Consider the following 14,246-nt stretch of genomic DNA (forward strand, 5'->3'; position numbering starts at 1 on the left):
GGCTCGCGCCACCTCGAGATCACGGAAAGACGCCGGCATGAGCATCGCTGAAGACATCATCGGAACCCACTACCGGTACCCGGACTACTTCCAGGTCGACCGCGAGAAGATCCGCGAGTTCGCCCGCGCCGTCAAAGACGAGCATCCCGCCCACTTCACCGAAGAGGCGGCCAGGGAATGCGGCCACGACGCGCTGATCGCGTCCCTGACGTTCCTGTCGGTCGCCGGCCGCCGCGTGCAGGCCGAGATCTTCAACCAGTTCGATCTGCCGATCAACATGGAGCGGGTGCTGCACCGCGACCAGAAGCTCATCTTTCACCGGCCGATCCTGGCCGGCGACAAGTTGTGGTTCGACTCCTACCTGGATTCGGTGACCGAATCACACGGAGCGGTGCTCACCGAGATCCGCGGTGAGGTGACCGACGACAACGGCGAGCGCGTGATCACCAGCATCGTCACCGTGATGGGTGAGGCCGAGTCGGACACCGAGGCCGACGAGCTGACCGCCAAGGTGGCCGCAGGCCGGGATGCCGCGCTGTCGAAATTCGTTGCTGGGCAAAAGTAAGCGGGGTTATCCCCGAATCATCGCGGTCAACCCAGGAACATGTTCCGGCGGTTGGCGAGCAGCTGGTACAGCGTCTGCTGGATGGTCTCGCGGACCTGATCGGTCAGCTCGAAGGTGACCATCGGATCCTCGGCCGCCGACTCGTCGTAGTCGGCGGTGTCGATCGGCTCGCCGAACTGGATGTACCACTTCGACGGCAGCGGCACCACGCCCAGCGGGCCGGCCAGCGGGAACAGCGGGGTCACCGGGAAGTACGGCAGCCCCAACAGCCGTGCCAGCAGCTTGACGTCGGCGACCATCGGGTAGATCTCCTCGGATCCGACGATGGAGCACGGCACGATCGGCGCCCCGGTGCGCAGCGCCGCCGAGACGAACCCGCCGCGGCCGAAACGCTGCAGCTTGTAGCGGTCCTTGAAGTGCTTGCCGAGGCCCTTGTAGCCCTCCGGGAACACCGCGGTGAGCTCGCCGGCCGCGAGCAGGCGGTGCGCATCGTCGGTGCAGGCCATGGTGTGTCCGGCCTTACGGGCAGCCTGCCCGACCACCGGCATGTCGAACACGATGTCGGCGGCCAGCAGCCGTAGGTCCCGGTGGGCGGGATGGTGGTCGCGCACCGCGACCTGGGTCATCAACCCGTCGAAGGGCAGCACCCCGGCGTGGTTGGCCACCACCAGTGCCGCACCGGACTCCGGCAGATTCTCGATACCGCTGACCTCGACCCGGAACCAGGAGTTGAAGAACACTCTCAGCAAAGGCAGAAAGATTGCGTCGTTGAGGTGCGGATCGAAGCCGAACTCGTCGACGGCGTAGTCGCCCATCATCCGTTTGCGAACGAAGTCGGCGACCGCGGCGATGCGCTTGGCGAGTTCGGTGGGCTCCGCGTCGGAGTCCGGCGCGCCGACCGAACCGCCCCGCCGATCGTCGATCTCGCGGACGACGGCGGCGATCTGCTCGGCCGAGGCATGACCGCCCGGATCGGTCAGCAGCGACGGATGCCGGCGCGCGGCATCGGCGCGCTGCGCCGCCGCGCGACGCTGGGCTGCACTTCGATTTGAATTCGAATGCAGCGGAATAACTTTCGCTTTGGGCTCGCCCGCCAACGTGGTTTTCCTCTCCCCCGATTCCCCCCCGGTCCTCAGTATGGGTTTGAGTCTAGCGCCCCCAGCGCTGCGCCGCCCCCACGGCGCGTTCCTCGACCGAGCGTACCCACAACGGATCGATGATGGGCTTGAGTCCGCGTCCGCGGACGTAGTCGTCGAACGCCTCGACCGTGGTCCACTTCGTCGAGTAACCGAGTTCGTTGCGCATCCGGGCGGTGTCCATCACCCGGCCGTAGCTCAGGTAGTCGAGTTGTTCGCGGTCCAGCTCCGAGTTGCGGGCGGCCCGTTGCAGCGAATCCACAGCAACCAACGCCGGCCGCGGCACCGGCAGCGGCAACCGTCCGGATCGGCGGATGGCCTGGCTCATCATGATGACCCCGGAGGCGCCGATGTTGAACGTACCGGCCCGGCCGGCCATCGTGGCCCGCTCCATCGCGCCCAGCGCGTCCTGTTCGTGCAGCAGCTGCATCCGCGCGTCGTGACCGATGACGGTCGGCACCACCGGACCGGCCAGGTACCGCGACAACGCGGTGTCCATCGCCGGCCCTATCATGTTGGCCAGCCGCAGGATGGTCACCGCGATATCGGGCCTGCGCCGCCCCAGCCCCCGGGCATAGCCCTCGATGTCGATGCTGTCGCGGGCGAACCCTTCGCCGGGCGGCCTGCGCCGGCTGCTGGCCTCGTCGAACAGCACCGGGTCGCGGGCACTGGAGCCGTACACCTCCGAGGTGGACTTGAGAATCACCCGACGCACCGACGGCGCCTTCTGGCAGGCCGCGAACAGCTGGATGGCCCCCATCACGTTCAGTTCCTTGAGGGTGGCCCGCCCACCGGACCGGGGAGCGTAGGACGCGGCGGCGGCATGCACGACCGTATCGACGTCACCGTTGCGGATGACCTTGGCGATGAACGGGTTGCGGATGTCGGCCCGGACGAACTCGGCCCGGCCCATCCGGCGCAGCAGATCCTTGCTCGGCGCGATCGCGTCGACCGCGATCACGTGATTGATCAGCGGATTCTGCGCCAGGCGGGCGGTCAGATAACCGCCGAGGAAGCGGCATGCGCCGGTGACCAGCACGACCTTGGGGTAGTCGATCGGACCACCGGATTCGGGTGAATCCGACTCGCCCCCTGTTCGACCGCCGGAACGACCGTCAGAATCCATCCAGCCAGCCTAGTGGTGGGCCCGACGGGCTACTTGCCCAGTTTTCTGCGCTGCACCCGGGTGCGACGAAGCAGCTTGCGGTGCTTCTTCTTCGACATGCGCTTGCGCCGCTTCTTGATGACAGAACCCATGAACTCCGCTACCTAAAGTTGTCTTCGACGATCTCGACCGGTCACATTACCTGGGGGCGGTGGCCACGACGAAATCCACCTTTTGCTGACGAAACCGCGGGGAGCCGTCGACAAAAAGGTGGCGCACGCCGTGATCGACGACGCTCAGCCGGCGTCGAAGTACGAGCTCTCCAACATGTCGTGGACGGCCTTGGCGTGCACCCGGAACGAGCGACCGACCCGGACAGCGGGCAGCTCACCGTTGTGCACGAGGCGGTACACCGTCATCTTGCTGACCCGCATCAGGCTCGCCACCTCGGCGACGGTCAGAAATTGAGCGCGGGGCTGTTGGCCGTCGGCCTGTCCGGCGTCGCGCGCCGCCTTTCCGCCGGCCGAATCCCGCGCCGATGGCCCGTTCATAGACGTCATCGCAACCCAATCCATCAGGCACGGGCAGTTCCAGCGGCTTCCCCACCGCTGGCACCGACCCGTGCTTACCACTGGGAGAATAGCGTGGCAGGTGGGGTTACTGCGACGGGTGTGGGCTAATCCGTCCGAAATTCCTTAACTACTCGGATGTAATTCCCAGCTGCTCAGAGCGCGTTTTCGCGGCCTCGACCGCGCTGGCCACCGCCTCGCGCAGACCGTGCCGTTCCAGTTCCCGCAGACCAGCGGCGGTGGTACCACCCGGTGAGGTAACAGTAGCGCGCAACTGGGCCGCCGAGGTGTCAATCATCGAGCCCATCTGCGCGCTCCCGTCGGACTCGGCCTGATCGAGACGCTCCAACAACATCGCCGCCGACCCGGCCATCGTCTGGGCCACCAGATCGGTGGCCACCGACCGCGCCAGCCCCGAGGCCACCGCGGCGTCGACGAGCGCCTCGACCATCAGGAGGAAGTACGCCGGTCCCGAACCCGACACCGCGGTGACCGCGTCGAGCTGGGACTCCTTGACGGTCAGCACGCCGCCGACCGCGTCGAACAGCGCCGAGACCGCCTTGAGGTGCTCCGGGGTGGCGAACCGGCCCGGAGCCAGCGCACTCACCGCGCCGCCGACCAGCATCGGCGCATTCGGCATCACCCGGATGACCGGCGCCCCGGCCGGCAGCTTGTTCTCGTAGAACGCGGTCGTCACGCCCGCGGCGACCGACACGAACACCTGCTCGGCCGAATCGGTCTCCGCCTTGGCCGCCGTGTCGGCGATCTCCCCGATGAGGTTCTGCACATCATGGGGCTTGACCGCGACGACGACGTAGGTCGCGGTGTCGACCGCGTCGGACACCGACGTCACCAACACCGAGTACTTGTCGGACAGGTACTTCGCGCGCTCGGCGCTCGCCTCGGCGACCACCAGATCCTTGACCTGGCGTCCGGCTCGCAGCAACCCGGCCAGCAGCGCCTCGCCGATGTTCCCGCCGCCGATGATCGCGATTCTGGACATGTCGCACAGCATCGCACGGCACGCCTCAGCTCGGCGCGGGCGGCACCATCGCCAGCTGACGGGTCTGCACGACGATCCGGCCCTCGCAGTCGACGACGATGTGGTCCTCGTCGAACCAGTCCTGGCCGATCTGGGTCGTCGTACACAGCACCCGCAACCAGCCGTCGGCCGGCGTCGCCCGCAGATAGGCCGTCAGCTGAACCGTCGGCGCCCAGCCGAACCGATCCACACCGAACGTCACCGGAGCCGACACATCGCCGCACAGCAGCGCGAACAGGACGTCCGGAGCGACCCCACGCGGGCGCACCCAGTACTCGATCAGCGGCGGGCCCCCGTCCGAGCGACGCTCGAACGTCGTCAACGACGGCCGGATGTCACAACCGTGGGCCAGATGGACGATGTCGGCCATCCGGTGGCCCGGTCCGATCGGCTCCAGTGCCGGCGGCGGCTCGGGGGTCATCAACGGCACCACCGGGTTGTCCGACAGCAGCGGCGGCACGTGGTGTTCGGGCACCCCCATCGTGATGGCCGCCAAGACGGCCGTTCGGCCGCCCTGACTGAGCTCGACGTCGACCAGCCCGATCCGGCGGCCCCGCTTGCGCACCGTGGTCGCCACCCGCATCGGGCCGGGATCGGGCGCCCACAGGAAGTTCCCCGACACCGCGATCGGCTCCACCCCGGATTCCGGGCCGGCCCCGTACTCGGTGCGCGCGGCGTTGGCACACAACGCCAGCATCGCGCCACCGTGCACCTTGGGCCCGATCGTCCAGTGCTCGTTGAGCACCCCGTCGTAGACGCCGTCCCCGGCCGGGGTCAGCGCCATGGCGTCGGTGAACAGGGTCGAACTCGTCATCAAGCGGTCCTCGTGTGTCCGGTGCTGCGCGGAGTCAGCGCAGCAGGTGCGCGCGGGCGAACTTCAGCGACTCGACCAGCAGCGACTCCCGTTCGGCCGCGTTCCGCGCGGCCGAGGTGGTCACCTCGAGAATGACATGCCCGGCGAAGTCACCGGCAGCGAGCATCTCGCAGATCGCCACGGTGGGCTGGGTGCCGCGGCCGGGCACCAGATGTTCGTCGGTGGACGCGCCGCTGCCGTCGCACAGGTGCAGATGCACCAGGCCGTCCCCCATCCGCGCGGCCATGTCGACCGCGTCGGTGCCCGCGGTGGCGGTGTGCGACAGATCCAGCGTGTAGTGCTCGTGCCCGCCGTCGAGCGGGTCGAAGGACGGCGCGAACGCCGAGATCCCCGGCCCGGGCGCCCCACCGCGTTTGCGCATCCGCTCGATCGAGGTCTGGCCGGCCCCGAAGAACCGGTCGGCGCGGAACGGGAACATGTTCTCCACCGCCACCATCACCGCGCTGCCGGCCTCGAGTTCGGCGACCTGGTCGGCGAACCCCTCGGCATACCGGCGCTGCCAGCGAAACGGCGGGTGCACGACCACGGTCTGGGCGCCGAGCTGCTCGGCCGCGCGCACGCTTCGCTCCAGCTTCGGGATGGGGTTCGCGCCCCACACCCGCTGGGAGATGAGCAGACACGGCGCATGCACCGACAGCACCGGCACCTGATAGCGCTCGGACATCTCGGCGATGGCATCGATGTTCTGACTCACCGGCTCGGCCCACACCATCAGCTCGACACCGTCGTAGCCCAACTTGGCCGCGTACTCGAATGCCGCCTCGGTTCTCAGCGGATAGACCGAGGCCGTCGACAGACCGACCTTGATGGCGGGACGCACGATGCGGGGGCCGTCAGCCCGATTGCAGCAGCGCCAGCGGGCCCAGCGTCACCAGTGCGCCGACAGCGACCGCGATCAGCGTGCTGCCGATGTCCTCGGTCTTGCGCACCACCCGCACGCCGACCACCAGGCCCAGGATCACCAGCACCGAGAGCACCAGCGCCACGATGTTGTTCCACTTCCACAGCTGGTCGAAGGCGATGAACAGGCCGGCGCCGAACACCACCGCCAGAACACTCTGGCCGACGATCCAGGCTCCGTGCGCGAAGGAGGACATCGGCCGGGACCCGACCAGGTCCGCGTCGTCGAGTTCGGCCTCGTCGAGGGTGTCCAGATCGCCGTCGGCCCCGCCGCGCCGGTCCAGGTCGTCGGCCACGGTCTGGCCACCGAACAGCGGCTCGGGCGAGGACCGCAGATAGGACGGCAGGCCGTCGTCATCCTCGGACCCGGTGTGTCCGGTCTCGGCGTCCACCGCGTCGACCGCGTCCAGGTCGTCGACGTCGGCGGCTTCGGTGTCCTCGGCGGCGGCCAACAGCGCGGTGGCGTCGACCTCGCCGTCGGACCCCTCAAGCGGATCGGGGCTCATCTGTTCGGCGTCGCCGCCGGTGTCCTGCCGCTTGAGCCGGCCGAAACCAAACCTCCGCGGCGGGGTGACCTCGGCCGGTTCGGCGGCGCGCTGCTCGACGCGGGCCGAATATTCGGCCACCGCGTCCGCGTACTCGTCGTCGCTGCCTTCGGCGCCGTCCGCACCTGCCTCAGGCTCGACCTCGACCTCCGTCCCGACCTCCGTCCCGACCTCCGTCTCGACCTCCGTCTCGAGTTCGGGCTCGGGCTCGGGCTCAGCTTCGATCTCGGCCTCGAGCTCAGGTTCAGGCGGCGTCCCGACCTCGGCCTCGGCTTCGGCTTCGGCTTCGGCTTCAGGCTCGGGCAGCGTCTCCGGTTCGGCTTCGGGACCGGTCTCGGCTTCGGGACCGGTCTCGGCCTCAGGCTCGGTCTCGACCTCGGTCCCAGCCTCGGCCTGATCGACCGCACCGTTGGTCGCCGGGGCCGGCCCGGCCTCGGTCGCGGCTTCTTCGGGAGCGGCTTCCCCGGGAGCGGGGGCCGGCTCCTCATCCCGGATGACCGGGATCTCTCCGGTCAGCTCGGCGACGCTGACGGCGTCAGCATTGCCCCGGCGCCGACGGCGCCTGCCGCCGACCGGGGGTGCGCCGATCGTGCCGTTCTTGGCCAGCAGCTCGGCGACCGAAATCGGCCGCGTACTGCTGTGGTCATCTGATCCAGTCATCGCCTGTTGCCTCTGAGCCTCGCTGCTTACCGTCCAGCATCGCGTACCGAGATCAGCCGCGAGGCCGATTTTCCTGCTCCACCACTACTGCCAGCTGGGTCAGCTCCACCGACGAGCGCGGTGCCGTCGGCTTCGCTGTCGAGTTTCCGCAGAATCAGACCCTCCCGCAACGCCCAGGGACAGATGTCCACACTCTCGATACCCAGCGCTTTCATCGACGCTTCGGCCACCAGAGCGCCGGCGACGATCTGCGGCGCCCGGTCCGAGCTCACTCCCTCCAGTTCAGCACGGTCGGACGCGGTCATCCTAGAGATGAATGCGATCAGCTGCCGCAAACCGGCCGCGGTGAGCGTCCGCTTCACCCGCGGGCCGGCCCCCGACGGCGCCGCACCGGTCAGCCGGGCCAGGGACCGGAAGGTCTTCGACGTGGCCACCGCCAGGTCCGGGCCGCCCGCCTCGGCGATCTCGGCCGCAGGCTCCGACAACTCCTTGGCCAGCCAGTCGCGCAGCATGTTGACCCGGCGCCGACCGGGCGGATCGTCGGGCAGCCACTCGCGGGTCAGGCGCCCGGCCCCCAGCGGCAGCGACAGCGCGACGTCGGGTTCCTCATCGACACCACTGGACAGCTCCAGCGAACCCCCGCCGATGTCGATGTTGATGATGCGCCCCGCGCTCCAGCCGTACCAGCGACGCACCGCCAGGAACGTCAGCCGGGACTCGTCGACGCCGCTGAGCACCTGCAGCGCCACCCCGGTCTCGCCCTTGACGCGGGCGAGCACCTCCTCGGAGTTCGTCGCGTCACGCACCGCCGACGTCGCGAAGGCCATCACCTCGGCGCAGCCCGAACTGGTTGCAATCTTGGCGAATTCGTCGATCGTGCCGACCAACTTGTCGGCGCCGCGGCGGGTGAGCTTGCCGGACTGGTCGATGGCCTCGGCCAGCCGCAACGACGCCTTCGTGGAACTCATCGGGGTAGGGTGCCCACCGCGGCGGGCATCCACCACCAACAGATGGACGGTATTGCTGCCCACGTCGAGCACGCCTAATCGCACTCGTCCAACTTAATGGGTCTACCGTGGGGAATTGTGACCGCACCACGCCCCCGTGAGGTCGAACAGGATTTCGCCCGGGAATGGGTCGAGTTCTACGACCCCGACAACCCAGAACACCTGATCGCCGCCGACATGACGTGGCTGCTGTCCCGCTGGAGCTGCGTGTTCGGCACCCCTGCCTGCCAGGGCACCGTGGCGGACCGGCCCGATGACGGCTGCTGTTCGCACGGCGCCTTCCTCTCCGATGACGACGACCGCGCCCAGCTCGACGACGCGGTCAAGCTGCTCACCGACGAGGACTGGCAGTTCCGGGAGAAGGGCCTGGGGAAAAAGGGCTACCTCGAGATGGACGAATACGACGGCAAGCCCAACTGGCGCACCCGGAAATACAAGGGCGCCTGCATTTTTCTCAATCGGCCCGGCTGGCCCGCCGGCATCGGCTGCGCCCTGCACACCAAGGCGCTCAAGATCGGTGTGGAACCACTGACCCTCAAACCCGAGGTCTGCTGGCAGCTGCCCATCCGGCGCACCCAGGAGTGGGTGAGCCGCCCCGACGGCTCGGAGATCCTGAAGTCGACGATCACCGAGTACGACCGGCGCGGCTGGGGTGAGGGCGGCGCCGACCTGCACTGGTACTGCACCGGCGACCCGGCCGCCCACGTGGGAGCCAAACCGGTGTGGCAGTCCTATGCCCCGGAGCTGACCGAACTGCTCGGCGAGAAGGCCTACGCCGAGCTGGCGGCGATGTGCAAGCGGCGAAGCAGCCTCGGGCTGATCGCGGTACACCCGGCCACCCGCGCCGCGGAGTAGCCCAGCCGCCGCCTCAGCCCTCCAGCTTGTAGCCGAGCCCGCGCACCGTCACCAGGTGCACCGGGTTGGCCGGGTCCGATTCGATCTTGCTGCGCAACCGCTTGACGTGCACGTCGAGGGTCTTGGTGTCGCCGACGTAGTCCGCGCCCCACACCCGGTCGATCAACTGCCCCCGGGTCAACACCCGGCCGCTGTTGCGCATCAGATACTCGAGCAGATCGAACTCCTTGAGCGGCAACGTGATCGACTTCCCGTTGACGCTCACCACGTGCCGCTCGACGTCCATCCGCACCGGTCCGGCCTCCAGCACACCGTCGGCGATCCCGTTGTCCTCGGCGTCGGAGCCACGGCGCAGCACCGCCCGGATGCGCGCGATCAACTCACGCGCCGAGTACGGCTTGGTGACGTAGTCGTCGGCACCGAGTTCGAGGCCGACCACCTTGTCGATCTCGCTGTCCCGCGCGGTGACCATGATGACCGGCACACTGGAGCGCGAACGCAACTGCTTGCACACGTCGGTACCGCTCATGCCGGGCAGCATCAGGTCGAGCAGCACGATATCTGCGCCGGTGCGGTCGAACTCGGCCAAGGCCGCGGCGCCGTCGGTCACCACGGTGGCTTCGAAGCCCTCTTTGCGGAGGAGGAACGCCAGGGGATCAGCCAAGGACTCCTCGTCCTCCACGATCAGCACACTGGTCATCGATGCTCTAGTCCTCTCGTTCGTGTTGATTGTCGGCGTCGTCGGCATCATCACCGCGCAGGTACGCCGGGATCGACAACGTGAACGTCGATCCCGTTCCGGGCTGGCTCCACAGCCGGATCGATCCGTTGTGGTTGGCGGCCACATGCTTGACGATCGCCAGCCCCAGCCCGGTGCCGCCGGTGGCCCGGGACCGCGCCTTGTCGACGCGGAAGAATCGCTCGAAGACCCGCTCCTGGTCGGCCGGAGCGATGCCGATACCGCGGTCGGTGACCGCGATCTCGATGTTCTCGCCGCGCCGGCGCCGGCTGATCGAGACCGACGAGCCGTTCGGCGAGTAGGCGATCGCGTTGGACACCAGGTTGGCTATCGCGGTCACCAGCAGCGTCTGGTCCCCGAGCACCCGGAAACCGGTCGGCGCATCGGTAGTGATCGAGATGTCGGCGTTGTCGGCGGCGACCTTGTAACGCGACAGCGCCTCGGAGACCACGGTGTCCACGTCGACGGCTTCCATGTCGGGCAGCCGTTCGGCGCCCTGCAGCCGGGACAGTTCGATGAGCTCGCCGACCATGTTGGCCAGCCGGGTGGACTCGGTGACCATCTTCTCGGCGAAGTGCCGGACGGTTTCGGCGTCGTCGGCCGAGGCCAGCACGGCTTCGGCGAGCACACCCATCGCGCCGACCGGGGTCTTGAGCTCGTGGCTGACGTTGGCCACGAAATCGCGGCGGGTCGCCTCCATGCGCGCGTGTTCGGACTGGTCGTCGATGTATAGGACCGCGAAACGACGGTCCTCCTCGGTCAGCAACCGCACATGCCCGCGCACCGACAGCCCCGAGCGGGCGTGCCGGCTGCGTTTGCGCGCCGAGATCGCGAACTCGCTGTCCTCACCGGTGGACAGGGTGCGTTCGGCGGCCGCCCAGGCACGGTCGTGCAGCAGCCGGTCACGCACCAGCCCGAGTTCGGTGGCACGTTCATTTGTGTAGACGACGTCACGGTAGGTATCGACGACCACGATCCCGACCGGGGATTGAGCCACCACGTGCGCGAGCATCTGCGAGACCGTGATGCCGGACTCCTCGATGTCGCGACGCTGCCGGCGTTCTTGGAGCCGGGGACCCCACCACACCCCCAACGCCACACCGATCGACAACGCGAGCAGTGCCACGATCGCTGCGAGCAGCAGCGCCGATACGACACTCACACGAAAATCGTACAAACTCGGTGAACGTCATCCCAGCAGCGTGCGGCCAAATCGGGACAAGTCACAGACCCAAACACGGATGTTCCGATCGCCGTCCTCCAGTGTTCACCCGCCGTTAGCCGAATCCGACCGGCGCGGGAAGCGCGAGCGCTACTTGGCGCCCTGGGCCGCGACCGCGGCCGCGCCGGCGGCCGCAGCGTCGGGGTCCAGATAAGTTCCGCCGGCCACGGTCGGCTTGAGCTGCGCGTCGAGGTCGTAGCGCAGCGGGATCCCGGTGGGGATGTTGAGCCCGACCACGTCGTCGTCGGACATCCCGTCGAGGTACTTGACCAGCGCACGCAGCGAATTGCCGTGCGCGGCGATGATCACCGTCTTGCCCGCCTGCAGATCGGGGACGATGACCTCGGTGAAGTACGGCACGAACCGGGCCACCACGTCTTTGAGGCATTCGGTCAGCGGGCCGCCGTCGATGTCGGCGTAGCGCGGATCCCGGTCCTGGCTGAACTCGGTGCCCGGCTCGATCGGCGGCGGCGGGGTGTCGTAGCTGCGCCGCCAGGCCATGAACTGCTCCTCGCCGTACTTGGCCTTGGTCTCGGCCTTGTTCAGGCCCTGCAGCGCGCCGTAGTGACGTTCGTTGAGCCGCCAGTCGCGGTGCACCGGGATCCAGTGCCGGTCGGCCTTGTCCAGCGCGATGTTGGCGGTGTTGATCGCGCGCCGCAGCAGCGAGGTGTAGAGCACATCGGGCTGACGATCCTGGGTCTTGATCAGCTCACCGGCGCGGGCCGCCTCGGCCCGCCCCTTGTCGGTGAGGTCGACGTCGACCCAGCCGGTGAACAGATTCTTCTCGTTCCAGTCGCTTTCTCCGTGGCGGAGAAGAATCAGCGTCGCGGTATCTGCCATGGCGACAATCCTGCCACGTGCGAGTTCAGTCGTCGTCCCGATCGTCGATCGGGGACTCGTCCACGTCGGCGATGAGATGTTCGAAAGCGCGCAGGTTCTTCAGCGATTCGCCGCGGGACACCCGCCACTCCCACTCTTTCTGGATCGAGGAGCGAAAACCCAACTCCAGCAACGTGTTGAAGTCCGAATCGACGGCTTCCAGAACCTGTCCGAGCACCCGGTCGACCTCATCGGCGGTCACCGAGGCCAGCGCCATGCGCCCCACCAGATAGATGTCACCGACGTTGTCGAGGGTGTAGGCCACGCCGTAGAGCCTGCGGTTGCGCTTGAGCAGGAACCGGTAGACACCCAGATGGTTCTCGTCGGGTTTGCGGCACACGAACGCCTCGATGCGCACCGAGTGCTCGCCGATGCTCAGGATGGTGTTGGTCTTCAGCCGGCGCTCACCGGGCAGTTCGACGATCAGCCCGGGCAGCCCGCCCTGGGCGCCGTCGTGGCGGGTGTAGACCAGCTCGTGCTCGTGCAGCGTCTTCTCGATCAGCGCCTGGACCTCGCCGGGGTCGGTTCCCTCAGCGCCACTCACGCGCGCACCCCCCGTCGCATCGAGAATCGGCGTCCGCTGCGCGGACCGGGCACCGGACGCTGGTGGGACTGGTGGCCGGCGATCGCCCGGCCGTAGCTGCCGACCAGGCCGTCGACGGTGTGCGCCCAGGAGAACGTGGCCGCGTGCTCGGCCGCGGCGCGGCCCATCGAGGCCAGATCGCCGCGGAACATGCCGTCCAGGGCAGCCGTCCAGTCGTCGATGTCGTGACCGTCGACCAGGGCGCCGCTGACCCCGTCGCGGACCGCCACCGGGAGCCCGCCGACCGACGCGGCGACCACCGGGGTGCCGCAGGCCTGGGCCTCGACGGCGACCAGGCCGAAAGACTCCGAGTAGCTGGGCACCGCGACGACGTCGGCGGCCCGGTAGACCCGGACCAGATCTTCGCGGGACTGGGGCGGCAGGAACGTCACACGGTCTGCCATACCCAGCTCGGCGGCCAGATGAACCATCCCGTCCGGGGTGGCCAGCCCGGACCCGGACGGACCGCCGGCGATCACCACGTGCACGCCGGGCAGCCGGGCCGCCGCGCGCAGCAGCACGTCGGGAGCCTTCAGCGGCTGGATGCGCCCGATGAATGCGACCAGGGACGCGTCCGGCGCGAGCCCCAGCGCCGCGCGCGCCGCAGCCTGATCGCCGGGGGTGAACGTCGTCAGGTCGACACCGGGATGCACCACGTCGATGTGCGCCGGATCGGCCTGATGCAGCGAAACCAGTTGCTGGGCCTCGTGTTCGGTGTTGACGACGAGCCGGTCGGCCTCGTCGACGACCTGCTGCTCGCCGACCGAGCGCATCGGCGGTTCCGGAGTGTCCCCCGCGGCCAGCGAGGCGTTCTTGACGGCGGCCAGCGTGTGCGCGGTGTGCACCAGCGGCACCGCCCACCGGTCCGCGGCCAGCCAGCCGACCTGCCCGGACAGCCAGTAGTGCGAGTGCACGACGTCGTAGTAGCCGGGTTCGTGGGTGGCCTCGGCGCGCAGCACCCCGGCGGTGAATGCGCACAGCTGGGTCGGCAGGTCGTTCTTGTCCAGCCCTTCGAACGGCCCGGCGACGACGTTGCGCACCAGCACCCCGGGCGCGACCCGCACCACCGGGTCGTCGGTGGACGATGTGGCGCGGGTGAAGATCTCCACGTCGACGCCGCGGCGGGCCAGCTCGAGCGCGGTCTGCAGGACGTAGACGTTCATCCCGCCGGCATCGCCGGTACCCGGCTGAGCCAGCGGCGAGGTGTGCACGGACAGCACCGCCACCCGGCGGGGAACCGGCAGGCCGGACTGCACACCGGCGGGTTCACTGGCTGCGCACACACCGTCATGTCTACACCGCCGGGCGGGGGTGGCGAACCCGCGCACCCCGTCGCCCGCGCCGTGCCGCCGCCGCCGGACGATGAGGTGGACCGGAAGCTAGGGTGGCGTTCAGTGTCAGGGTGAGGTCACCGCTTCTTGCGGTGGTTGGATCCTTTACACCTGGTGTCTGGCTCGTAGGGTGCCTGCCGCCTTCGGGTTGGCGAGCATGTGTTTTGTCGGCATCAGGTGTGAAGGACCGGCCGGCGTGACTTGATAGGAGCGTGGCACCGCCCCCACTGAGGT

At 68.6% G+C, this 14,246-nt stretch carries 16 protein-coding genes; 2 read left to right on the top strand and 14 right to left on the bottom strand.

Annotation, left to right across the window (positions count from 1 at the left end; all coding sequences use genetic code 11):
* Positions 1-37 precede the first annotated feature (37 nt).
* Entirely contained in the window at positions 38-565 is a 528-nt protein-coding gene (locus ACXAID_RS12115) for an FAS1-like dehydratase domain-containing protein (protein WP_475022452.1), read from the top strand.
* A 26-nt stretch (positions 566-591) separates the two neighbouring features.
* Here the strand turns inward: ACXAID_RS12115 and ACXAID_RS12120 are convergent, their stop codons facing one another.
* The 9 genes from ACXAID_RS12120 to ACXAID_RS12160 all read right to left on the bottom strand — a co-directional run bounded on the left by ACXAID_RS12120 (position 592) and on the right by ACXAID_RS12160 (position 8,448).
* A complete protein-coding gene (locus ACXAID_RS12120) occupies positions 592-1,662 on the bottom strand; it encodes a lysophospholipid acyltransferase family protein (protein WP_475022453.1) in 1,071 nt (356 codons plus the stop codon).
* Positions 1,663-1,714: 52 nt separating this feature from the next.
* Complete coding sequence (locus ACXAID_RS12125; protein ID WP_475022454.1) at positions 1,715-2,827, bottom strand: SDR family oxidoreductase; 1,113 nt, start codon at positions 2,825-2,827, stop codon at positions 1,715-1,717.
* A 29-nt stretch (positions 2,828-2,856) separates the two neighbouring features.
* Positions 2,857-2,958 (bottom strand): 30S ribosomal protein bS22, encoded by a 102-nt coding sequence (locus tag ACXAID_RS12130; RefSeq protein WP_003402602.1) that lies wholly within the window; start codon positions 2,956-2,958, stop codon positions 2,857-2,859.
* Between the two features lie 144 nt (positions 2,959-3,102).
* Entirely contained in the window at positions 3,103-3,366 is a 264-nt protein-coding gene (locus ACXAID_RS12135) for a helix-turn-helix domain-containing protein (RefSeq protein WP_475022455.1), read from the bottom strand.
* A 139-nt stretch (positions 3,367-3,505) separates the two neighbouring features.
* On the bottom strand, positions 3,506-4,378 hold the full coding sequence (proC, locus tag ACXAID_RS12140) for a pyrroline-5-carboxylate reductase (protein WP_475022456.1): 873 nt from the start codon (positions 4,376-4,378) through the stop codon (positions 3,506-3,508).
* A 25-nt stretch (positions 4,379-4,403) separates the two neighbouring features.
* On the bottom strand, positions 4,404-5,231 hold the full coding sequence (locus ACXAID_RS12145) for a thioesterase family protein (protein WP_475022457.1): 828 nt from the start codon (positions 5,229-5,231) through the stop codon (positions 4,404-4,406).
* Between the two features lie 34 nt (positions 5,232-5,265).
* Positions 5,266-6,111: a sugar phosphate isomerase/epimerase family protein gene (locus ACXAID_RS12150; RefSeq protein ID WP_475022458.1), complete on the bottom strand. Its 846-nt coding sequence runs from the start codon at positions 6,109-6,111 to the stop codon at positions 5,266-5,268.
* A gap of 13 nt (positions 6,112-6,124) precedes the next feature.
* Positions 6,125-7,396, bottom strand: coding sequence for a hypothetical protein (locus tag ACXAID_RS12155; RefSeq protein WP_475022459.1), 1,272 nt, complete (start codon positions 7,394-7,396; stop codon positions 6,125-6,127).
* Positions 7,397-7,422: 26 nt separating this feature from the next.
* Positions 7,423-8,448 (bottom strand): Ppx/GppA family phosphatase, encoded by a 1,026-nt coding sequence (locus tag ACXAID_RS12160; protein WP_475022460.1) that lies wholly within the window; start codon positions 8,446-8,448, stop codon positions 7,423-7,425.
* Between the two features lie 12 nt (positions 8,449-8,460).
* Here ACXAID_RS12160 and ACXAID_RS12165 point away from each other — a divergent pair, with 12 nt between their 5' ends.
* Positions 8,461-9,258, top strand: coding sequence for a DUF3109 family protein (locus tag ACXAID_RS12165; RefSeq protein ID WP_475022461.1), 798 nt, complete (start codon positions 8,461-8,463; stop codon positions 9,256-9,258).
* Between the two features lie 13 nt (positions 9,259-9,271).
* Here ACXAID_RS12165 and ACXAID_RS12170 read toward each other — a convergent pair whose 3' ends face one another.
* From ACXAID_RS12170 to mshA, 5 genes are all read right to left on the bottom strand, one after another.
* Complete coding sequence (locus ACXAID_RS12170; RefSeq protein WP_475022462.1) at positions 9,272-9,958, bottom strand: winged helix-turn-helix domain-containing protein; 687 nt, start codon at positions 9,956-9,958, stop codon at positions 9,272-9,274.
* Positions 9,959-9,965: 7 nt separating this feature from the next.
* Positions 9,966-11,159, bottom strand: coding sequence for a sensor histidine kinase (locus ACXAID_RS12175; protein ID WP_475022463.1), 1,194 nt, complete (start codon positions 11,157-11,159; stop codon positions 9,966-9,968).
* 150 nt (positions 11,160-11,309) lie between these two features.
* Positions 11,310-12,059, bottom strand: coding sequence for a phosphoglyceromutase (locus tag ACXAID_RS12180; protein WP_475022464.1), 750 nt, complete (start codon positions 12,057-12,059; stop codon positions 11,310-11,312).
* 25 nt (positions 12,060-12,084) lie between these two features.
* The gene (locus ACXAID_RS12185) at positions 12,085-12,642 is read right to left on the bottom strand and encodes a type III secretion system chaperone family protein (protein ID WP_475022465.1); all 558 of its coding nucleotides are present in this window, start codon (positions 12,640-12,642) and stop codon (positions 12,085-12,087) included.
* The gene (mshA, locus tag ACXAID_RS12190; RefSeq protein WP_475022466.1) at positions 12,639-13,964 is read right to left on the bottom strand and encodes a D-inositol-3-phosphate glycosyltransferase; all 1,326 of its coding nucleotides are present in this window, start codon (positions 13,962-13,964) and stop codon (positions 12,639-12,641) included. Before mshA ends, ACXAID_RS12185 begins: the two co-directional genes overlap by 4 nt.
* Between the last annotated feature and the right edge of the window lie 282 nt (positions 13,965-14,246).

The sequence above is a fragment of the Mycobacterium sp. ABE4_509 genome, assembly GCF_056160785.1.

Coding starts and splice junctions, on each gene's coding strand:
- ACXAID_RS12115 (WP_475022452.1), top strand. CDS start 38: ATGAGCATCGCTGAAGACATCATCGGAACCCACTACCGGTACCCGGAC.
- ACXAID_RS12125 (WP_475022454.1), bottom strand. CDS start 2,827: ATGGATTCTGACGGTCGTTCCGGCGGTCGAACAGGGGGCGAGTCGGAT.
- ACXAID_RS12130 (WP_003402602.1), bottom strand. CDS start 2,958: ATGGGTTCTGTCATCAAGAAGCGGCGCAAGCGCATGTCGAAGAAGAAG.
- ACXAID_RS12135 (WP_475022455.1), bottom strand. CDS start 3,366: ATGACGTCTATGAACGGGCCATCGGCGCGGGATTCGGCCGGCGGAAAG.
- proC (WP_475022456.1), bottom strand. CDS start 4,378: ATGTCCAGAATCGCGATCATCGGCGGCGGGAACATCGGCGAGGCGCTG.
- ACXAID_RS12145 (WP_475022457.1), bottom strand. CDS start 5,231: ATGACGAGTTCGACCCTGTTCACCGACGCCATGGCGCTGACCCCGGCC.
- ACXAID_RS12155 (WP_475022459.1), bottom strand. CDS start 7,396: ATGACTGGATCAGATGACCACAGCAGTACGCGGCCGATTTCGGTCGCC.
- ACXAID_RS12165 (WP_475022461.1), top strand. CDS start 8,461: ATGGGTCTACCGTGGGGAATTGTGACCGCACCACGCCCCCGTGAGGTC.
- ACXAID_RS12170 (WP_475022462.1), bottom strand. CDS start 9,958: ATGACCAGTGTGCTGATCGTGGAGGACGAGGAGTCCTTGGCTGATCCC.
- ACXAID_RS12180 (WP_475022464.1), bottom strand. CDS start 12,059: ATGGCAGATACCGCGACGCTGATTCTTCTCCGCCACGGAGAAAGCGAC.